Annotated in this window: 20 protein-coding genes and 1 tRNA gene; 12 read left to right on the top strand and 9 right to left on the bottom strand. The window is 73.0% G+C overall.

The window, feature by feature from the left end:
* Nucleotides 1–40: 40 nt before the first annotated feature.
* From FIP57_RS00105 to FIP57_RS00095, 3 genes are all read right to left on the bottom strand, one after another.
* Entirely contained in the window at nt 41–730 is a 690-nt protein-coding gene (locus tag FIP57_RS00105; RefSeq protein WP_275266121.1) for a response regulator, read from the bottom strand.
* On the bottom strand, nt 727–1,908 hold the full coding sequence (locus tag FIP57_RS00100; RefSeq protein ID WP_148570719.1) for a sensor histidine kinase: 1,182 nt from the start codon (nt 1,906–1,908) through the stop codon (nt 727–729). The genes FIP57_RS00105 and FIP57_RS00100 overlap by 4 nt, the downstream gene beginning before the upstream one ends.
* A gap of 126 nt (nt 1,909–2,034) precedes the next feature.
* The gene (locus FIP57_RS00095) at nt 2,035–3,147 is read right to left on the bottom strand and encodes a PucR family transcriptional regulator (RefSeq protein WP_148570717.1); all 1,113 of its coding nucleotides are present in this window, start codon (nt 3,145–3,147) and stop codon (nt 2,035–2,037) included.
* A gap of 154 nt (nt 3,148–3,301) precedes the next feature.
* On the opposite strand from FIP57_RS00095, the gene FIP57_RS00090 reads away from it, so the two are divergent.
* Complete coding sequence (locus FIP57_RS00090) at nt 3,302–3,682, top strand: TraR/DksA family transcriptional regulator (RefSeq protein WP_148570714.1); 381 nt, start codon at nt 3,302–3,304, stop codon at nt 3,680–3,682.
* 35 nt (nt 3,683–3,717) lie between these two features.
* Here FIP57_RS00090 and nhaA read toward each other — a convergent pair whose 3' ends face one another.
* The 4 genes from nhaA to FIP57_RS00070 all read right to left on the bottom strand — a co-directional run bounded on the left by nhaA (nt 3,718) and on the right by FIP57_RS00070 (nt 6,766).
* Nucleotides 3,718–5,067, bottom strand: a complete 1,350-nt coding sequence (gene nhaA, locus FIP57_RS00085; RefSeq protein WP_162529626.1) for a Na+/H+ antiporter NhaA — start codon at nt 5,065–5,067, stop codon at nt 3,718–3,720.
* A gap of 187 nt (nt 5,068–5,254) precedes the next feature.
* Nucleotides 5,255–5,330, bottom strand: a tRNA-His gene (locus FIP57_RS00080).
* A gap of 49 nt (nt 5,331–5,379) precedes the next feature.
* Nucleotides 5,380–6,021, bottom strand: a complete 642-nt coding sequence (orn, locus tag FIP57_RS00075) for an oligoribonuclease (RefSeq protein WP_148570710.1) — start codon at nt 6,019–6,021, stop codon at nt 5,380–5,382.
* A gap of 31 nt (nt 6,022–6,052) precedes the next feature.
* Nucleotides 6,053–6,766, bottom strand: coding sequence for a biliverdin-producing heme oxygenase (locus FIP57_RS00070; protein ID WP_148570709.1), 714 nt, complete (start codon nt 6,764–6,766; stop codon nt 6,053–6,055).
* A gap of 74 nt (nt 6,767–6,840) precedes the next feature.
* Here FIP57_RS00070 and FIP57_RS00065 point away from each other — a divergent pair, with 74 nt between their 5' ends.
* The 10 genes from FIP57_RS00065 to FIP57_RS00020 all read left to right on the top strand — a co-directional run bounded on the left by FIP57_RS00065 (nt 6,841) and on the right by FIP57_RS00020 (nt 16,264).
* A complete protein-coding gene (locus FIP57_RS00065; protein WP_238993180.1) occupies nt 6,841–7,944 on the top strand; it encodes a heme/hemin ABC transporter substrate-binding protein in 1,104 nt (367 codons plus the stop codon).
* Entirely contained in the window at nt 7,941–9,050 is a 1,110-nt protein-coding gene (locus tag FIP57_RS00060; protein ID WP_148570707.1) for a FecCD family ABC transporter permease, read from the top strand. Before FIP57_RS00065 ends, FIP57_RS00060 begins: the two co-directional genes overlap by 4 nt.
* Complete coding sequence (locus FIP57_RS00055; RefSeq protein WP_148570705.1) at nt 9,047–9,886, top strand: heme ABC transporter ATP-binding protein; 840 nt, start codon at nt 9,047–9,049, stop codon at nt 9,884–9,886. Before FIP57_RS00060 ends, FIP57_RS00055 begins: the two co-directional genes overlap by 4 nt.
* Nucleotides 9,883–11,037 carry a hypothetical protein gene (locus FIP57_RS00050; protein ID WP_148570703.1) on the top strand — a complete coding sequence of 385 codons (1,155 nt, stop codon included), beginning with the start codon at nt 9,883–9,885 and terminating at the stop codon, nt 11,035–11,037. Before FIP57_RS00055 ends, FIP57_RS00050 begins: the two co-directional genes overlap by 4 nt.
* The gene (locus FIP57_RS22975) at nt 11,034–12,281 is read left to right on the top strand and encodes a hypothetical protein (RefSeq protein ID WP_162529625.1); all 1,248 of its coding nucleotides are present in this window, start codon (nt 11,034–11,036) and stop codon (nt 12,279–12,281) included. The genes FIP57_RS00050 and FIP57_RS22975 overlap by 4 nt, the downstream gene beginning before the upstream one ends.
* A gap of 115 nt (nt 12,282–12,396) precedes the next feature.
* Nucleotides 12,397–13,527 (top strand): hypothetical protein, encoded by a 1,131-nt coding sequence (locus FIP57_RS00040; RefSeq protein WP_148570701.1) that lies wholly within the window; start codon nt 12,397–12,399, stop codon nt 13,525–13,527.
* A gap of 119 nt (nt 13,528–13,646) precedes the next feature.
* A complete protein-coding gene (locus tag FIP57_RS00035) occupies nt 13,647–14,060 on the top strand; it encodes an Ig-like domain repeat protein (protein WP_148570699.1) in 414 nt (137 codons plus the stop codon).
* A gap of 24 nt (nt 14,061–14,084) precedes the next feature.
* Nucleotides 14,085–15,104, top strand: a complete 1,020-nt coding sequence (locus FIP57_RS00030; protein ID WP_148570697.1) for an adenosine deaminase — start codon at nt 14,085–14,087, stop codon at nt 15,102–15,104.
* 96 nt (nt 15,105–15,200) lie between these two features.
* Complete coding sequence (locus FIP57_RS00025; protein WP_238993179.1) at nt 15,201–15,473, top strand: DUF3263 domain-containing protein; 273 nt, start codon at nt 15,201–15,203, stop codon at nt 15,471–15,473.
* A complete protein-coding gene (locus FIP57_RS00020) occupies nt 15,470–16,264 on the top strand; it encodes a thermonuclease family protein (protein ID WP_148570693.1) in 795 nt (264 codons plus the stop codon). Before FIP57_RS00025 ends, FIP57_RS00020 begins: the two co-directional genes overlap by 4 nt.
* Before the next feature lie 3 nt (nt 16,265–16,267).
* On the opposite strand, the gene FIP57_RS00015 is transcribed toward FIP57_RS00020, so the two are convergent.
* Together FIP57_RS00015 and FIP57_RS00010 are read right to left on the bottom strand one after the other, a co-directional pair.
* Complete coding sequence (locus FIP57_RS00015; protein WP_148570691.1) at nt 16,268–16,552, bottom strand: hypothetical protein; 285 nt, start codon at nt 16,550–16,552, stop codon at nt 16,268–16,270.
* Nucleotides 16,553–16,673: 121 nt separating this feature from the next.
* Nucleotides 16,674–18,059, bottom strand: coding sequence for a fibronectin type III domain-containing protein (locus FIP57_RS00010; protein ID WP_148570689.1), 1,386 nt, complete (start codon nt 18,057–18,059; stop codon nt 16,674–16,676).
* Between the two features lie 196 nt (nt 18,060–18,255).
* Between FIP57_RS00010 and FIP57_RS00005 the strand changes: the two genes are divergently transcribed.
* Nucleotides 18,256–19,023 carry an OB-fold protein gene (locus tag FIP57_RS00005; protein ID WP_162529624.1) on the top strand — a complete coding sequence of 256 codons (768 nt, stop codon included), beginning with the start codon at nt 18,256–18,258 and terminating at the stop codon, nt 19,021–19,023.
* The last annotated feature ends 1,277 nt before the right edge of the window (nt 19,024–20,300 follow it).

The raw sequence follows: 20,300 nt of genomic DNA, 5'->3' as shown, positions 1-20,300 counted from the left end.
AGGGGGACCGTGGTCGGCGGTGTCCGACCACGGGTGGACCTCAGCCGGGCCGGACCAGCCCCGTCTCGTAGGCGAGCACCACCAGGTGGACCCGGTCCCGGGAGCCGGTCTTCGCGAGCAGCCGGCCGACGTGGGTCTTGACGGTCGCCTCGCCGACGACGAGGTGCTCGGCGATCTCCTTGTTGGACAGGCCGCGGCCCACCAGCACCAACACCTCGCGCTCGCGCTCGGTCAGCCCGTCGAGCCGCCCGTCGTGGCGCGCACCCGGCGCGGACGGGCCGGGGAGCGCCTCCACCACGTGGTCGAGGAGCCGCCGCGTGGTGCTCGGCGCGACGACGGCGTCGCCGTCGTGCACGCGACGGACGGCCCCGAGGAGCTCGGGCGGCGCGGCGTCCTTGAGCAGGAACGCCGAGGCGCCGGCCTTCAGCGCGGCGAAGGCGTACTCGTCGAGGTCGAAGGTCGTGAGCACGATGACCCGTGGCGACCCGGGGCGGCCCGCGAGCACGCGGGTCGCCTCGACGCCGTCGAGCCGCGGCATCCGCACGTCCATGAGGACCACGTCGGCGCGGGTCGCGGCGAGCCGGTCGACCGCCTCCTGCCCGTCGCCCGCCTCGCCGACGACCGTGAGGTCGGGCTGGCTCTCCACGAGCATCCGGAATCCGGCGCGCACCATCTGCTGGTCGTCGACGAGGAAGACCCGGATCGGCTCGTCGGTGGCAGGTGCGGTCACAGCGGGATCCTCGCAGCGACCCTGAACCCGCGGCCCGGCCGGGGCCCGGCGTCGAGGGTGCCGCCGTGGCTGGCGACCCGCTCCCGCATCCCGAGCAGCCCGAGGCCGCGCCCGTCGTCGGCCGCGGCGGGCCCGGCGCCGTCGTCCTCGACCAGCACGTCGAGCGCCTCAGGGGCCACGTGCACGCGCAGCGCGACCGAGGCGCCGCGGCCGGCGTGCTTGCGCACGTTGGTGAGCGCCTCCTGGACGACCCGGTAGGCGGTCAGGGCCGCACCGTCCGGGACGTCGGCGGCCGGTTCCGGCAGCTCGGCGAGCACCGGCAGGCCGGCCGCGCGCGCCTCCTCGACCAGCCCGGCCAGGTCGCCCAACCGGGGCTGCGGCCGGGTGCCGGTGGCCGCCTGCGGGCCGGCCCGGAGGACCCCGAGCATGCGGCGCATCTCGTCGAGTGCCTCGCGGCCGGTCGCCGAGATCGTGGCGAGGGCCGTGGTGGCGGCGGACGGGTCCTGGGCCGCGGCGTACCTCGCGCCGTCGGCCTGCACCACGATCACCGACAGCCCGTGCGCGACCACGTCGTGCATCTCCCGGGCGATCCGAGCCCGTTCGTCGGCGGCGGCGAGCTCGGCCTGCTGGGCGGCCTCGTGGGCGAGCCGGTGGCCACGCTCGACCAGCGCGTCGACGTAGGCCTGCCGGGTGCGCCCGGCCATCGCGAGCGCCCACGACGCGACCACGATCGTGGCGACGGTGAGCATGGTGGGGAGCGCCGCGGTGCGGGAGCCGGCGTACGACGCCGTCCAGTCCAGGCCGGCGACGACGGCACCGGCCAGCCCCACGCCCAGCGCGACCCAGCCCCAGACCGGCTTCGCGTAGCGGACGACGGAGTAGGTCGCCACGGGGAACGCGACCTGGCTCCACAGCGGCACGTCGATCGCGACCGCCTGCAGGGCGCTCGCAGCGGCGATCACCGCGAAGGAGCCGACCGGCCGCTCGCGCCGCCACAGCAGCGGCAGCACCTGCGCGAGCGCCAGCACCACCGTGACGGCGGTGAGCCCGACGAGCGGGAACGACGCGATCGGCGTCGCCAGGGCCACCACCAGGAGCGCGTCGAACCAGACGCGGCCGCGTGGTCCGAGCCGCCACCGCGGCAGCGGTGGCTCGGGTGGCGTCAGGTCAGGTGGCACGCCGGGACCCTAGACGCCCCTCTGTCGCTGCGCATCCGCCCGTGGGCGGACCTGCGACTCGGCCTCGGCTCGGGCGACAGCGCCTGCCGCTCCCGGAGCGGTTGTGGGACATGGAGGGGCCGACTGCTACTTCTGCTCCGACGCCGGCCAAGGGAGCAACCTGGCACCGACGATGGCTGCCTGCAGGGTCAACCGCTGGGTCGGCACTGACGGGTCGTATTCCGTCAGCTGGGTGATGCGAGCGAGCCGGTAGGTGACGGTCCGGACCGAGACGTGCAGTCGGCGAGCGGTCTCGGTGGCGACCTCGCGGGTCGCGAAGTACGTCTCGAGCGTGTCGATCAACGGTTCCGGACCGCCTCGTGCTCGGGTGAGCGGTGTCAGCACCGTCTCCACGAGGTCGGCCAGCGCGGCGCGGTCGCGGCCGAGCACGCGGTAGATGAGCAGGTCCCTGGTCGGCACCATGTCGTCCTCGGGGTGCAACCGTTCGGCCAGGACGATCGCCTCGCGAGCCTGTTGGTAGGAGCGCGCGACGCCGTAGGGGCCGGCGTACGGCCTTCCCACGGCGAACCGCCAGGATCGCCGCGGTTCGGTGCGTCGAAGGTTCTCCTGGAGCTCCCGTGCCGGCTCGTCCACGTCGCGACCGGCCCGCACCGGGAGCACGGCGACCAGGTGGTTGGCCTTCGTGGTGACGAGGACGCCGCGGTCGCCGTACCGCTCGAGGACCGTCCTGTTGAAGCTGTTCTGGTCGCGGTCCTCCACCAGCCGCGCGGCCGTGGGCGTCGCGAGCACCACCTGGTGCGACGCGCTGAGATCGAGGCCGAAGGGCTCGGCCCGTTGCACCAGGCTGGCGATGTCGGCGTCGCCGCGCAGGAGGTCGTCGATGAACTCGACGCGTGCCACGGCCTGCTGGCGCACCATCGTCTGGCCGGCGCTCTGGTGCGCCTGCACGAGGACTGGGATGGCGTCGCGCAGGGCCGCCAGGAGTGCCTCCCCGCTCCACGCGTCGGCGTCACCTCGGGCGTCGAGCACCACCGACAGGTAGAGCTCCACAGCCTCGCCTGCGCTGAGCCCGACCTCCGCTGCTCTGACCCCGGCGGCATGGACCATGGCCACGTGCTCGGACGTGTTGACTCCCGTCCCCCTCGTCGCCCGGTCGACGAGGTCCGAGATCAGGGCGGCGACGTCGTCGGCCTGCCGGCGGACTTCGCCGGGGAGGGCCCTGCGCTCCTGCGACGACATCAGCTCAGCCTCCTCGTGTGACGACCGGTGGGACCACTCCTGGCTGCCGGGCTCCGGCAACGTTCCTGCGCCACAGTTGGCCGAGCCCGCCTCTGTGATGCGGCAGGGACGTCCCACACCATGGAAGGCACGACCGGCCCGAGGAGTGATCGCGATGACGGCGACCGAGCCCACCACCGCCACGAACGACGCAGTGCCTGGCTACGCCGCCGACCACGCCGACCGGTGGAGACGTCTCCGGGAGGAGCGGCGGTTCCGCCTGGCGCAGCTCGCCGACCTGGACTCCGACCCGGCGGCCGACCCCCGACACGAGAGCGTGCGGAAGGTGCTGCGCACCTCCGCGCTCGCGGCGCTGTCGGAGGTGGAGGCGGCCCTTGCTCGCCTGGAGGACGGAACCTACGGCACGTGCGTCACCTGTGCGCGATCCCTCGATGCCGAACGTCTCGACATCCTGCCGATGGCGTCGCTCTGCATGGCCTGTCACTACAACGAGCAGAACTGCCACGTGACCGGGGCGATGGCTCCCCGGTCCTGACCGCTCCGTGACGGTGTGAGAACACCGAGCGACGATCACGAGTCGCGGTCCGCTCCAGGTTCCTCTGTCCCATCCCGTCGTGGCCGTTGGTACACGTCGGGCACCCCGTCGGCGTCGAGGTCGACGCTCTCGGCCAGAGCCATGCGCTCGTAGACCCGGTCCCGCGACTTCACCAACACTGCAGCGAGCGCCCCGGCGGTCAGGGACCCGACCAGGATGCCGACCTTGACGTGGTCGTCGGCCGTGCTGCCGGCGCCGAACGCAAGGTCGCCGATGAGCAGGGAGACGGTGAACCCGATCCCGCCGAGCAGTGCCACGCCGAGCACGTCGAGCCAGCTGAGCTCGTCGTCGAGGCTGGCGTGCGTGAAGCGAGCGGTGAGCCAGGCAGTGCCGAGGATTCCGATCGGCTTGCCGAGCACCAGTCCGGCGATGATGCCGAGTGCGATCGGATCGCTCAGTGACTCGGTCAGCCCGCTCAGGCCGCCGATCTCCACGCCGGCGGCGAAGAACGCGAAGATCGGCACGGCGACGCCGGCCGAGATGGGGCGGAGACGATGCTCGAAGTGCTCGGCGAGCCCCGGACCGGCCTGAGGTCCGCCGGCGGCAGCCGAACGGATGACGGGGACCGTGAAGCCGAGGAGCACTCCGGCAACGGTGGCGTGGACACCCGACTCGTGGATGAGCACCCATGTCGCGGCCGCCAACGGGAGCAACAACCACCAGGAACGGACACGACGCTGCACAGCGAGCGCGAACAGCCCCAGCGGCACCACGGCGGCCGCGAGCGGAAGAAGGTCCAGCTCGGCGGTGTAGAAGACCGCGATGATGGTGACTGCGACCAGGTCGTCGACGACGGCGAGGGTCAGGAGGAACGTGCGTAGCCCGGTCGGCAGGTGCGTGCTGATGATGGCCAGGACGGCCAGCGCGAAGGCGATGTCGGTGGCCGTCGGGATGGCCCAGCCGTCGAGCGCGCCGCCCCCGGTGTTCAGATTGACCAGGACGTAGATGAGGGCCGGGACCACGACGCCTCCGAGCGCCGCGAGGATGGGCAGCGCGGCACGGCCCGGGTCGCGGAGGTCGCCGGCGACGAACTCCCGCTTGAGCTCGAGTCCGACGACGAAGAAGAAGATGGCCAGGAGCCCGTCGGCGGCCCACGTGCCGAGCGACAGGTCGAGGTGGAGTGACTCAGGGCCGACGGTGTGGTCCCTCAGCGCGGAATAAGAGTCACCGGCTGGAGAGTTGATCCACACCAGGGCGAGGACGGTGCCGAGGAGCAGGAGCGCGCCGCCGACGGTCTCCTTGCGCAGGATCTCGCTGATCCTGGTGGACTCGCTGAACGAGCCGCGGGTGAGCACGCGGGTCGGGCGGCTGCGTGGTGCGGTCACGGTTGCCTCTTTCGGGGTCGGGGTCGTCGCTGCCGACCAGACTTCCCGGCGCACCACGAGCAACGGTACGCGGCGCCGACCATGTGGTCCTCGCCGGCGTCCGCGCTGACTGCAGAAGAGGCGTGGGAGCGCACACAGGAAGCGGCGGGTCCTGCTGCGCTGTCCGGCTGACGCGATGCGCGCTACTTGGGGTGAATGACGGGACTCGAACCCGCGACATCCGCGACCACAACGCGGCGCTCTACCAGCTGAGCTACATCCACCATGACGAAGCCCGGCGGACCGGGCAACGAGGAGACAGCATACCTGCTGTCAGGGCGTCCCCTCACCGGGACCCGGGTCGGTGGACGGGGTGCTCAGCGAGCCACCGTGCTGCTGGGCGAGCTCCTTGGCCTCGGCCGACGCGGGGCCCGGGGGCGGGACGAAGACGGCGGCGCGGTAGTAACGCAGCTCCTCGATGCTCTCCCGGATGTCCGCCAGCGCCCGGTGGTTGCCGTGCTTGGCAGGAGCGTTGAAGTACGCGCGCGGGTACCAGCGCCGGGCGAGCTCCTTGATGGAGGAGACGTCGACGACGCGGTAGTGCAGGAACGTCTCGAGCTGGCCCATGTCGCGGGCGATGAACATCCGGTCGGTGCCGATCGTGTTGCCCGCCAGGGGCGGCCGGCTCCCCTCGGGGCAGTGCTGCCGGATGTAGGCGAGGACCTGCTCCTCGGCCTCGGCCACGGTCATCCCGTGGTCGAGCTCCTCGAGCAGCCCCGAGGTGGTGTGCATCTCGCGGACGAAGTCGTCCATCTGCTCCAGCGCCTCGGCCGGTGGCTTGATGACCACGTCGACGCCGTCCCCGAGCACGTTGAGCTCGAAGTCGGTGACCAGGGCCGCGACCTCGATGAGCGCGTCACGCTCGAGGTCCAGCCCGGTCATCTCGCAGTCGATCCACACCAGCCGGTCGTTCACCCGGACGACCTTACTGTCCGGGTGGACAGGCTCAGGCGCGGCGGCCGGGTAGCGTCGCGTCGAGCTCCTGGAAGATCGCGCCGTTGAGCGCGAACGCCGCCCGCACCTCGGCCAGCATCCGGTCGCGGCCGGCCGCGTCCACGGGGAGCGCATCCAGCCGGGCGCGGTAGCGGTCCTTGTAGGGCTTGGTCTTCGGCACCGCGTCGAAGGAGAAGAACCGCACGCCCTCGCCGTGCTCCAGGTCGAACGTGCGGCTGAGGACCCGCCCCATCGCCTGCCCGCCGGACAGGTCGCCGAGGTAGCGCGTGTAGTGGTGGGCGACGTAGAGCCCGCCCCAGGACGCGGAGGCGTGCACCCGGTCGACGTACGCACGGGTGGCGGGGCTCTGCGCGACGGCGTCGGCGACCGCGAGGTCCAGGTCGAGCGCGTGGGGCGCCCGTCCCGCCGCGACCCACCAGTGCGCGACGTCCTCGGCGAGCGCCGGGCCACGGTGGAGCGCCGGGTCGACGACCGGACCGGCCACCGGGTCGGCGGCGAGCGTGGCGCCGACCGACTCCAGCGCGCGGTAGACCGCGACCAGCCGGAGGAGGAAGGCGAGGTACGCCGCCGGCTCGACACGACCGGCGAGCAGCTCGCTCACGAAGGTCTCGCTCTCGGCGGCCTCGTGCTCGGTCCGCGACCCCTCGCGGAGGAGCGCGGAGAGCGGCTGCTGGGCGGTGGTCTCGTCGACTGTGGCGGCGGTCATGTGGCATCGACTCCGGTTCGTGATGTTAGGGTCCCCTCAGTTAGGGAAGGCTAACCTATCTTGAGGCGGCAGAGTTGAAGCAGGGTCCGGTCCGGCTCGCGGCGGCGGTCGCGGTCGTGGCGCTCGCCGGCTGCGGCGGCACCGCCACGGGGACCACCGACGGGTCCACCGGGACGTCCACCGGGGCGGCGACCGCTCCGCCGATCGCCGAGGTCGACCCGGTCGACGACCCGAAGGCGTGGACCGGAGGGAGCAGCGTCGCGCTGCCGGAGGAGCCGGTCGAGCCCGTGACCGACTCGCCCGAGCAGCGGCTGCCCGCCACCGTCACCGACCACCAGGGCACCGAGGTCACCGTCGAGGACACGAACCGCATCCTGGCACTCGACCTCAACGGCACTCTCTCGCGGACCGTCTTCGAGCTCGACCTGGGCGAGCAGGTCGTCGGCCGTGACGTCTCCTCGACCTTCCCCGACATCGCCGACCGCCCCGTCGTCACCCACAACGGCCACGAGCTGAACGCCGAGGCGATCCTCGAGCTCGACCCCACCGTGCTGCTCACCGACACCTCGCTGGGGCCGTGGGACGTCGTGCTGCAGGTGCGGGAGGCCGGCATCCCGGTGGTCGTGGTCGACCCCGAGCGCAGCCTCGAGGGCGTCGTGCCGCTGATCGAGCAGGTCGCCGCCGCCCTCGGCGTGCCCGAGGCCGGCAGGCAGCTCGCTCGCCGCGTCGGCGCCGAGGTCGACGACGTCCGCGCGGCCATCGACGCCGTCGCGCCGGACACCGTGCAGGAGAAGCTGCGCACGGTCTTCCTCTACGCACGCGGTCAGAGCGGCGTCTACTACATGCTCGGCGGCGGCTCCGGCGCCGACAGCCTCATCGAGGCCATCGGCGGCTACGACGTGAGCGCCGAGATCGGCTGGGACGGCATGAAGCCGCTCAACGACGAGGGGCTCGTCGCCGCGCAGCCGGAGCTGGTCCTGATGATGAGCAAGGGGCTCGAGTCGGTCGGCGGCGTCGACGGGCTGCTCGAGCGGTTCCCCGCCCTGGCCCAGACGCCGGCCGGGAAGAACCGCCGTGTCGTCGACATGCCCGACGGCCAGATCCTCGGGTTCGGCCCGCGCACCGCGGCGGTCCTCAACGCCCTCGCGGTCGCGATCTACGCCCCGGACGCGTTGTGACCGCGCACGTGGCCTCCCGGCCCCCGGCCCCGGCGGCTGCGCCCGCGGACGTGCCGGCCGGACGCGGCCCGCGTCGGGGCCGGACCGGCGTGCTGTTCCTGGTGCTCGCCGTGGCGCTCGGCGCCGGGGTGCTCGTCGCGGCGGGGTCCGGCCAGCTGCCGGTGCCTCCGGACGAGGTCCTCGGCTCGCTGCTCCACCGCGCCGGGATCGATCTCGGCCCGATGCCGACGCACCCGCAGGGCGACGCGACGCTGTGGACCGTCCGGTTCCCGCGGGTGACGATGGCGCTCCTCGTCGGCGCTGCCCTCGCCTGCGCCGGCGCCCTGATGCAGGGGGTCTTCGGCAACCCGCTCGCCGAGCCCGGCGTGGTCGGGGTGTCGGCGGGCGCCGCTGCGGCGGCGGCCACCGCGATGGCCTTCGAGGTCACGCTCCTCGGCACCTGGACGACGCCGCTGTTCGCGTTCCTCGGCGGGCTGTTCACCACCACGCTGGTCTACGTCCTCTCGCTGGCCGACGGCCGCACCGAGGTCGTGACGCTGGTCCTGACCGGCATCGCGGTCAACGCCGTCGCCGGCGCCGCGCTCGCGTTCCTGCTCTTCCTGGCCGACACCCAGGCCCGCGAGGAGATCGTCTTCTGGCAGCTCGGCAGCCTCAACGGCACCCGCTGGCCGTACGTCGGCGTGGTGGCCCCGCTCCTCGCGGTCGGCCTCCTGGCGTCCTTCGCGCTGGCACGCCGCCTCGACCTGCTGGCGCTGGGGGAGCGCCCCGCCCGCCACCTCGGGGTGCACGTGGAGCGCACCCGCTTCGGGGCGATCGTCACCGTCGCCGTGCTCACCGCGGCAGCCGTCTCCTTCGCCGGGATCATCGCCTTCGTCGGGCTCGTCGTGCCGCACCTGGTGCGGATGGTGACGGGTCCCGCCCACCGGGTGCTCGTGCCGGCCAGCGCCCTCGGCGGCGCGGCACTGCTCCTCTGGGCCGACCTCGGAGCCCGCACGCTGGTCGACTACGCCGACCTCCCGATCGGCATGCTGACCTCGCTCGTCGGCGGGCCGTTCTTCTTCTGGCTGCTGCGCCGCGCGCGCCGCTCCGCGGGAGGGTGGGCATGAGCGCCGGGACGAGCACCGTGCTGGAGGCGCGCAGGGTCCGCGTGGACCGTGGTGGCAACCCCGTGGTCCGCGACGTCGACCTCGACGTCCGCGCCGGTGAGGTGCTCGCGCTGGTCGGCCCCAATGGCGCCGGCAAGTCGACGCTGCTGTCGGTGCTGGCCGGCGACATCACCCCGACGGCCGGCACGGTCCACCTCGACGGCCGGCCGCTCGGCCGGACACCCGTGGCCGCGCTGGCCCGACGCCGCGCCGTCCTCCTCCAGGAGCACCACCTCTCGTTCCCGTTCCGGGCCCGCGAGGTCGTCGCCATGGGACGCCACCCGTGGCGCGGCCACGACGAGGAGCAGCTCGACGACCACGTCGTCGACGAGGCGATGCGCACCGCCCGCGTGCTCCCGCTGGCCGACCGGGCGTTCCCGACGCTCTCCGGCGGCGAGAAGGCCCGCACCTCCTTCGCCCGCACCCTCGCGCAGCAGGCGTCGCTGCTGCTCCTCGACGAGCCGACCGCAGCCCTCGACCTCCAGCACCAGGAGGTCGTCCTCGGCCACAGCGCCGACCTCGCCGCCGCCGCCCACGCCGTGGTGGTCGTCCTCCACGACCTCTCGCTCGCCGCTGCGTACGCCCACCGGATCTGCCTGCTCCACCGCGGATCAGTCGCCGCGCTCGGCACCCCGGAGCAGGTCCTCGACGCCGCGCTGCTGGCCGAGGTCTACGAGCACCCGGTCGAGGTCCTCCGCCACCCCACCACCGGCGCGCTCCTCGTGCTCCCCGAGCGGGGCGGGCCGGCCCGACCCCGCACCCTGACCGCCGTACCGTCCGAGGAGGCACGACCGTGAGGCGCCTTCCCCTGCTGCTCCTGCTCGCCGTCCTGGCAGCGGTGCTCACCGCACCGCCGGCGACCGCCGCAGGGCGCATCGACGTGGGCAACGCGAACGGCGACCCGGTCGCCGATCCGACGTACGCCACCACGCTGACGCTGCGGGCCAGCGGCTTCCAGTCGGTCGAGGGCGGGTTCGGCGGCGTCTACGTGATGTTCGGCTGGGTCCGGGGCGGCGGGGCGTGGAAGCCGTCGCAGGGCGGCGCCTCCGGGACCGACTACAAGTACGTGCCGGACAGCCAGTCGAAGAAGAACGCCGGATTCCAGCGGTACGTCGCGTTCCCCGGCAGCGACACCGCGGGGTCCGCGAACGGCGGCACCATGACCGCGGACGGGCGGTTCACCGTCGAGCTCGTCGTGCCAGGCGCGGTGTTCGACACGGCCGGCGGCACGGTCGACTGCCGCAAGGTCACCTGCGGGATCATCACGATCGGTGCCCACGGCGTCGTCAACGCGCGCAACGAGACCTTCACGCCGGTGCGGTTCGCGTCGCTGCAGGGCCAGACCCCGGGTGACGACGCCGGCGGCTCGGGTGACACCACCGAGGAGGACACCGGCACCACGGAGCAGGGCACGCCGGGGACGGACGGCATCACCGACGACCCGGAGGCCGCCGGCGGCGAGGCCGGCGGGAGGGGAGGCGGGAAGGGCACGGGCGCCCTCCGGGTCACCGTCGACCGGGCCACCGCCGTCGAGGGGCGGGTGCTCACCTTCACCGCGCGCGGGTTGCAGCCCGGTGAGCAGGTCGTCGCGTCCCTCGACGACGGCGTCGCAGCCGTCGGGCCGCTGACCGCGAGCGCCGCCGGCGACCTGGCCGGCGTGCTGCCGCTCCCTGCCGACGTGGGCGTCGGCACCCACACGCTCCAGGTCACCGGAGCGACGTCGGGGCGCACCGCCGAGCTCGGCTTCCCGGTCGCCGCCGGCGACGCGGAGGTCGCGACCGCGGCCGACACCCGCAGCACGCCGACGACCACCACCACCGAGGAGTGGAGCGTCGGCGCCGTGGTGTTCCTCGCGGTCTCCGCAGGCGTGCTCGGGCTCGCCGTCGGCCTGACCGTCGCCAGGGGCGTGTTCCCCGTGATCCGGCGGCGCCGGGCGGTGGCGTCGTGACCAGGAGCCGCGCCGCCGCGCTCGTCGCCACTGTTCTTGTCGCACTGACTTCGATGACGTCGGCCGCGGCCGAGGAGGTCCCCGACGGGGTCCTGACGGTCACGGACGCCCAGCTGCGGTGGGGGCTCAACAACGAGTCCAACAACACCGCGCACGCTCCCGGCACCACCAACTTCTTCTCCGCGGGCAAGGTCCCCGACCCGGGCGGCGGCGGCAGGACGCTGCGCCAGCAGGACTGGTCGGCGACGGCCGGTGCGGTGCGGATCGAGAAGCAGCGGCCCGACGGCAGCTACGCCACCGCGACCTGGGCGGGGCTGACCACCACCCCCGACGGCGCCCCTCTGGGCTCGGCGGGCGAGGCGAGGTTCAGCCAGCACCAGGTCGTGATCGACGGGGGCACGGGCGAGGTCGACCCCGTCGCGGGCACCGCGACGATCTCGTGGTCGGGCTCGTTCACCGTCCTCTACTACTCCGGCATGACGATGTTCTACGTCGCCGACCCGGTCCTCGAGGTGACGCCCTCGGGCCGGCGGCTCACCGCGGTGGTGAGCGAGTTCGCCGGCGACCGCACCGACACCGGGACCTGGGAGGAGGTGGCGGGCCAGCGGGTCACCCTGGCCGAGCTGCCGGAGGCCGACCTCGCGGGGGAGAAGGGGTTCTCCGCCACCCCGGCGTACCTCCGGGTCCGGCACACGCCCTCGGGCGACGAGGTCGCGCAGACCCGGACCGGCGCCTGGGGCGCCTTCCCCGCCTCGTTCCTCCGGCACGCCGAGCGGCTCGGCGTCGCCCCGTTCTTCTACTCCACCGGCTCCTCGACCGACCGCTTCAAGGTCCCGCTCCCCGTCACCGTGAGCTGGGACGCGGCCGACCCCCAACCGCTGCCCGGTGAGGAGCAGCCGGAGGAGACGCCGCCGGTCGAGGAGCCCGAGCTGGTGCCACCGCCCGGTCCCGGTCCCGACCCGACGAGCCCGAGCCCGCCGACCACGCCGACCGCGCCCGCGACGGACGAACCGACCCCGGCGGCCCCGCCGACCTCCACCGCGACGGGCTCCAGCCCCAGCCCGAACGCCCGTACGCGCGAGGAAGCGGTGCCCGTCGCCGCGCCGTACACCGCGGTCCGCCAGGCCGCGCCCGAGCTGGCGCCCGCGAGCGCGCCGGAACGGCGCGCTCCGTTGTGGCCGTGGAGCGTCGGGCTGCTGCTGACGGCGGCCGCGCTCGCCCTCCCGCTACGGCGCCCCGGCTGAGCCGGCCGCGCCCGAGCCACCCCTTCGCACCCGCACCAACCGCGCGAGCCCACGTCCGGTGGGTCCGCCTGCCCTGCCGACCCCGCTCCGGGGCGGCTCCGACGAAAGGACGACCATGCCCACCACTGGGTTCGATTCTCGATCCACCAGCCACCGCGCCCGGAGGGGCGCGGCGCTGCTCGCGGCCTCCGCGCTGGGTGCCGGCGTGCTCGCCGCCGCCCCCACCACCGCCCAGGCCGCCACCACCAGGGTCGACGGCGCGACGTTCACCTGGGGGATCAGCGGCTACGCGCAGAAGGGCACACTCGCCCCCTGGACGATCAATGGCGCGACCGGTGACGCCCACGTGCTTCCTGGTGCCACGCAGACCGAGTACAAGGTCGCCCCGACCCCGGCGACGTCGCTGCCGGCCGACGTCACCGACGTCACCGCGGTCAAGTTCACCGGTGGCGAGGGCACGGTCGACCCGGCCACCGGCGCCACCACGCTGACCTGGGAGGGCAGCTACACGGTCGCGGCGTACCCGGCGATGTTCGGCGTGCCCAGCGAGACCTACACCGACCCGGTGCTCACCGTCCGCAAGAACGGCTCCGGCAACGTCACGATGCGGGTGCAGACCTCCGCCGGCGAGGACCGCGACGGAGGCACCGTCCCGGCGAAGGACCTCGGCCGCGTCGTGCTGATGACCTTCGGAGCCGGTGACCTGAGCGGCTTCACCGCGCGGGGCTTCCGGGTGACCCCCGACTACCAGGGCGTGACGGCCGGGATCGACGGCCAGACGACCAGCTGCTCGGCGGCGGGCGGCGCGACCGGCTGGTGGGGCTCGTGGCCCGCGGCGTTCGTCAAGGAGATGCCGGCCTCGCTGCAGGCGCACTTCTACAGCACCGGCTGCGCCGGCATGCAGGACGCCAAGCCGCCACTGCCGTTCGACGTCTCCTTCGGCAAGGCGGTCAAGCGGGGCGCCACCGTCGCGGTGAACAAGCTGGTGAAGCCGAAGCCCGGGAAGAAGGGCTCGGTCGCCGTCCGGGTCTCCTCGCCGTTCACCGGCGAGCCGAAGGGCGCCGTCAAGGTCGTGCTGAAGAAGGGCAAGAAGTCTGTCGCGACCAAGCGCGGCCACCTCGCCAAGGGGCGCGTCTCCGTGGTGCTGCCGAAGCTGAAGAAGGGCACCTACGTGCTGACCGCGAAGTACCTCGGCGACGCCGGCCACCTCAAGGGCTCCACGAAGAAGCGCTTCAATGTGAAGTGAACCGACAGCACGCTGAGCCGGTAGGGGCTGGTCTGGACCGCCGCGGGGTCGTGCTCAAGTGCACCCCCGCGGCGGCCGATCCCAGGAGCGACCGAACTCGAAGGAAGGCGCTGACCTCGATGCTCACCCTCACCCGTCGTGCCGCGACGGCCGTGCTCTCCGCCGCCCTCACGGTCGGCGTCGTCTCGATGCCCGCCGCCCAGGCCGCCCCGGTCGCTCCGGCGTCCGCGGTCGCGCAGCAGGCGACCGCCGCCAAGGTGGACATCCCGTACTTCGTCGCGCCGACGCGCAAGGCCGGTGGTGAGCTCGTCGCCCGCGTGGAGCGGAAGGCCGGGCTGCCGCAGGGCCAGTTCAAGGTCGTGGTGAAGAAGGGCAAGAAGGTCGTCGTCCGCAAGTCCGCCAAGCTCGTCGGCGGCCGCGCCACGGTGACGCTGCCGAAGCTCACCAAGGGCAAGCACAAGCTCGTCGTCCGCTACTCCGGAGACGCCCACTACAGCAAGGGCGTGGCCCGCCGCGCCTTCAAGGTCGCCTGACCCGGTTCCGCGACACTGGGCGGCATGACGTCGCCGTACACCAACTTCATCGCAGGGCTGCCGAAGGCCGAGCTCCACGTGCACCACGTGGGCTCGGCCTCGCCGCGCATCGTGGCGGCCCTCGCGGAGCGGCACCCGGGCACGGTGCCGTCGGACCTCGACGCGTTGCGGGCGTTCTTCACCTTCCGCGACTTCGCGCACTTCATCGAGGTCTACCTCGCGGTCGTCGACCTGGTGCGGACCCCCGAGGACGTCCGGATGCTCACCTACGAGGTGGCCGCGGACATGGCGGCGCAGAACATCCGGTACGCCGAGCTGACCTGCACGCCGTACACGAACGTGATGGCCGGGGTGCCGATCGAGGCGTTCGTCGAGGCGATCGAGGACGCCCGGGTGGCTGCCGAGCGTGACCACGGCGTGCGGCTGCACTGGATCTACGACGTGCCCGGCGAGTTCGGTGTCGAGGCGGCCACCGCCACCGTCGAGTACCTCCCCGTCTCGCCGCCCACCCTCGTCGGCTTCGGGCTCGGCGGCCCCGAGATCGGGGTGGAGCGCCCGCAGTTCAAGCCCGCGTTCGACGCGGCGCGGGCAGCCGGCCTCCACTCGGTCCCGCACGCCGGCGAGACGACCGGTCCGGAGACCGTCTGGGACGCCATCCGCGAGCTCGGTGCCGAGCGCATCGGTCACGGCACCTCCTCGACCCAGGACCCGGCCCTGCTCGCCCACCTGGTCGAGAACCGGATCCCGCTCGAGGTGTGCCCGACGTCGAACATCGCCACCCGGGCGGTGGCGACCTTGGACGAGCACCCGATCAAGGAGATGTACGCGGCTGGGGCGCTCGTGACGGTCAACAGCGACGACCCGCCGATGTTCGGCACCGACCTGAACCGCGAGTACGACATCGCCGCGACCCTGCTCGACCTGGACGAACAAGGGATCGCGGGGCTCGCCCGGGCCGCGGTGGAGGCGTCGTTCCTCGACCGGCCCGGCAAGGACGCGTTGATCGGCGAGATCGACGCCTATGTCCACGAGGTCCTGCTCTGACCGGCACCGCGCTGACCGGCACCGCGCTGACCGGCACCGCGCTGACCGGCACCGTTGATTTGGCCGGGTCCGGGGACGCCTCGCACAATGGGACCGATGCACGGCATGACGCAGGGGGACCGCGGCGGCCTCAGCGACCGCGAGCGCAGGGTGCTGGAGCTCGAGCGGGGCTGGTGGAAGCACGCCCCGACCAAGGACGAGGCGGTCCGCGAGCAGGTCGGGATGACGATGGGGGAGTACCACCCGTTCCTCAACGCGCTGCTCGACCGGCCCGAGGCCCTCGAGCACGACCCGCTGCTGGTCAAGCGGCTTCGCAGGCTGCGCAACGCGCGTCGGGGTGCCGGCGTCGGACGTCGCGCGGCGAGGTGAGCTCCCGGCTGCGCGCCGTCCTTCTGCTGGTGGTCGCCGTCGCCCTCGTAGGGTGCACCCCGGTCACCGACGAGCCGCGCGCCGGGCGGTCCTCCGAGCGGGAGGTCACCGCCGAGACCGAGCCGACGCGGCAACCGCGGCAGCGGCCGCGCCGTGAGCGACCGGAGCGACCGGAGCGACCGGAGCGACCGGAGCGACCGGAGGAGCGGCCCCGGAAGCCCGAACGGCCCCAGAAGCCGCAGCGCACCGTCCTCGTCGTGCACGTCGTCGACGGCGACACCCTCGACCTCGCCGACGGCCGACGGGTCCGGCTCGCGGGCATCGACACCCCGGAGGCAGGGGACTGCGGCCACGACCGGGCGTCGCGGGTGCTCTCCCGGCTCGTGGTGGGGAAGCGGGTGACGCTCGGCCGGACCGACGAGGACCGCGACCGGTACGGCCGGCTGCTGCGGTACGTCGACGTGGACGGTGTGGACGCCGGGCTGGTGCTCCTCCGGCGCGGGCTGGCGGTGGCGCGTTACGACTCGCGCGACGGCTACGGGTTCCACCCGCGGGAGCCGAGGTACGTCCGGGTGGACCGACGCTCGCCCGACCTCGGCTGCCGCCAGCCGCGCGGGCTGCTGGACGCGCCACCTCGGTCCGGCGGGGGCCGGTGCGCGCCCGGGTACGACCCCTGCGTGCCGCCGTACCCTCCAGACGTGGACTGCGGCGACGTCGGCGGACCGGTCAGGGTGACCGGTGACGACCTCCACGGGCTCGACGCCGACGGCGACGGATGGGCGTGCGAGTAGGACTCAGTCGACCGGACCGCCCTGCCACGCCACCGAGGTGAACCGGCCGAGGCTGACTGCTCCCGTGCGGTCGGCTGCCGCCAGGACCCCGCTGGCCACGGCTTCGCGGGCGCAGTCGGCGCACCCGGCGACCAGGAAGCGGCGTACGCGTTCGCTGCCGCGGATGCGGGCACCACAGAGAGCGGTCCCGCCTGGCGTCGCTCCCCCCGGGGCGGCAAGATGGATCCGGTTGAACGGCGAGGCCGACACGGCCACGCATATTTCCGTCACGCTGTCCTGCTGGGTCATCCGGATCCTCCAATCCGTCCAACCCCACCGCTGCCTGGTCTACCCCACTTGTGGTTGGTTCAACCATTTTTTCGGCGCGCCTCGTTGACTTTTCGTGACCTACGTCCCGCGGAGGTGCGGGTCAGCGGCCGGCGACGAGGTTCGAGCGGGCCGACTGGGGGCTGGAGCCGGCCAGGCTGGTGGCCTGGACGGTGAACCGGTAGTTGCCGGTCCTCGGGAGGGTCATGACGTGGGACGTCGCACCGGGGCCGACCGTCGCCGTGGTGGTGCCGACGACGATCCCGCCGCTGATCCGTAGCGCGCGGACGACGTACCCGGTGACCGACGAGCCGCCCGAGGTGGGGCTCCACCGGACCGTGGCGGTGATCGGCCTGCCGGCCGTGCCCGCCGACGCGGTGCCGATCCGCGGCGCGCTCGGCGGGGCGACCGGGAAGGCGGAGACCGAGCTCGGCGACCCGGTGCCGGTGCGGTTCGTGGCAGCGACCGAGAACGTGTAGTACTCGCCGGGCGAGAGGTTGCGGAAGGTCAGGGAACGGGTGCTCGCCGACACCGTGGTCGCCCACGGGAGAACGCTGTCGAACCAGCCGCCGTCGCGGCTGACGCGGTAGCCGGTGATCGCCGAACCGCCCGTCGTGGTCGGCGGCGCCCAGCTCAGCGTCGCCGTCCCGCCCGCGGTCGAGCGGACGGTGACGGAGGTCGGGGTGCCCGGCGTGCCCGCCTCGACCGTGATCGTCGTCGTCGGGCCGGTGCCGTTGGCGTTCACCGCTGCCACCGAGAGGGCGTAGGTGCTGCCGGCCCTCAGGTTGTTGAAGGTGTGCGACCGGGCGGATCCCGGGACGGTGGTGGACCACCCGCTGCCGCCCGCCGTACCTCCGTCGCGGGCGACGCGGTAACCGGAGATCGTCGGCCCGCCGTCGACGACCGGCGGGCTCCAGCTGATCCGGGCGCTGGTGCCGGAGGTCATCGCTCCCGTGACCTTCGTCGGCACCGTGGGGGCGGAGGCCGGGATCGTCACCGTCCGGGTCACCCGGGCGACCGGCTCGTCGGGGTCGTCGCCCCACAGCTCGATCGTCGCGGTCGCCGGTCCGGGGTGGAGCGGGTGCGCCGGGTCCATCGCGAACTGCATCGAGATGTCCGGGCCCCATGAGCAGTCCCAGTCCCAGGCGCCCTTGGCGCCGCCGACCGTCCACCAGGCGCTGTGGCCGTCCTGCGTCAAGTACATCTCCCGACGGGTCACGCCACTGTCCGCGGGGCAGCTCTCGATCGTCCCGCTCATCGTCGTGGCGATGAACGAGGTGCCGGGGGGCGGCCATGACTCGTCGACGTCGAAGTAGACCGACAACGGTGTGGTCGTCGGGTTGATCGTGATCACCACGTCCGGGTCGACAGCCGCGGCGGGTGACGCGGTCCCGATCCCGGCGAGCGCTGCGGCCATCGCGGCGACGAGCGCGAGCACCCGCGCCCCGGTCGTGGCCTGCCTCCGCGTGTCTCCGTGCAGTGAGCGCATGGACCCCCCGACCTCCGTGCCGATGAGGTCACGCTAGGAACGGAGGTCGGCCCCGGACAGGGGAGACGGTCCTGTGGCGCGGGACCAATGCTGTCGGTCTGCGCTGCTATCTTGCGGCTGAGCCCGGCCGGGGAAGCCGGGCCTGGGGTACAGCAGGACGTCGGTGCCTCGCTCTTGCGGAATGGGGGGGTCATCCATGAGCACGCCTTCGCAGAACGGTCCAGGGAACCGGCCCCAGGGAGCCGCGCCGCAGTGGTCGTCGGATGGTCGGTGGTGGTGGGACGGACACCGCTGGATCCCTGCGCCGCAGGCGTGGGCGGCCGCCGGCGGCGCGCACCACGGGCAGCAGAGCTATCCGGTCAGCCCGCCCGGTGCACGTCCGAAGACGCCCTGGTACACGAGCTGGTGGTTCATCACCTCGTGCACCCTCGCCGTCGGCCTGTGCGGACTGGGCATCGTGGGTGCGGCGTTGTCGACCGACGACTCCACCTCGGACACGGCAGCGGGGAGCACCTCCGAAGCCCGTTCGTCCGAGCCGGCGGGCGACTCCTCACCGACGACGGAACCGTCGGAGACGGCGGAGGAACCGGAGCGAGCACCGGAACCCGAGAAGGAGGAGAAGAAGCAGGAGAGGAAGCCGCCGAGCAAGCCCATCAAGGTGCGCGCGGACCAGATCGTGCAGGAGTTCCAGGACAACGAGCTCGCCGGCGACATGAGGTACAAGGGGAAGACGCTCGAGGTGACCGGCGTCGTGGACGAGGTCGACACCGAGCTCTTCGACGACGAGAAGTACATCCTGCGCATCGGCGGCGGTGACACCTTCGAGCTCTGGACGGTCGACTGCTACGGCATGTCGACGAAGGAGCTGTCCTCCGTCGACAAGGGCGACACGGTGACGGTGATCGGCGAGTTCGACGACGGTGGCGACCTCGGCGTCGAGCTGAGCGGCTGCAGGCTCGCCTGACACTCCCGGCGGCACGAGGGCGACGCGGTCGCAGGGCAGCGGGGGCTCTCGCAGGTGGCCGCGGCAACGCGTTGTCCGTCGGGAAGTGCGCGAGATGGACGAAGACGTCTGACGAGCAGGTTTCCGGAGAGAATGGGTGTCGTGAGGAGCAACCTGACGGGGCCGCGGGCAACGACGGGCCCGGCCCGCAAGACCTCGATGGCGCGGAAGGGCCGTGCCCGGAACTCGACAGCGACCAGGCCGACATCGGACGATGAGCGAGCCCCGCGCCGACGGGGGACGCGCCGCGGGGCTCACAGCAAGTCTCGGATGCTGCGCAAGGGGACTTGAGGCTCGCCAGAGCCTCGGCGTCCGACTGCTTGATCCGCAGAGGATGGCGACCGGATGTCACCCCCGCGGGCGTCCGGCGTCGAGGTGGTATCCGCTGGGGTCGAGTGCATGCGGGCTCCGCTCCAGCTGTGTCGACTTCTCGTGTCAGGCCGGACAGCGGCCGTTGTGATCTGGACCACACGAGACCCCTCTACTGTCAGGTAGCCGCAACCCTGACTTCGGGCGATGCATCCCGCCCGGCGGCTCCTGCGCCACCCGCCACCCACCCGGCGCGGGAGCCGCGCTCATCCGTCCCGGAGTGCAGAGAAGCCCCAACCTCGTCGTCTATGACCGGCAGGGCTCCTGGTCGTCCGCTCGACTTGGCGACGGCCCGTCGCCGGTGCGGTGAGCGGTGTGACTCCCGCTCACCTGATTGGTCGGCGCCGCCGGACGGACGCGCTGAAGGCATCTCGGCGACGTTGATGCCGCCGTGCTGCTGTTGTCGTACGCATGAGTAGCCGCCAGTCTCGGTTGGGCGGCTCGCGGCGTGCCTTTCCTGCTCGTGGTGCGTGGAGCCCGTCCACGGCGAGGCTCCGTCCCTGACGTTGGGAGGAGTGAGGCGCGGAGCCTCGCCCGTGGCCGCGCCCGGCTGGGAGGTCGGGCGACGGCCCCGCCGTCCTGGGAATCGCGCCGGACGACGGGGCCGTGCTGGGGAGCGCGCACACCTCGCCTGGGAGACGCGCTTCGGCGACTCACCCCAACGTCCACCGTCACGCGAGCGAAGCAGATCCCACCCCTGGTATCCAACGATGCCTGACAAGCGCAAGTGCGGGGGGCCGACAGTTGAGTCCCCGATAGTGGTGTAGCGCGGTCGTCGAGATCGTCGCCGGCGTGTACGTCGGAACGAAGCGCGGCCACCGCGTGATCCTTCGAGTCAACCTTCCACAGAATCCTCGAGGACCATCACG

The sequence above is a fragment of the Nocardioides caldifontis genome (genome assembly GCF_008087345.1).
GTDB classification, from domain to species: Bacteria; Actinomycetota; Actinomycetes; order Propionibacteriales; family Nocardioidaceae; genus Marmoricola_A; species Marmoricola_A caldifontis.
The sequence above is the reverse complement of the archived record's forward strand: the minus strand, read 5'-3'. Positions and strand labels throughout refer to the sequence as shown.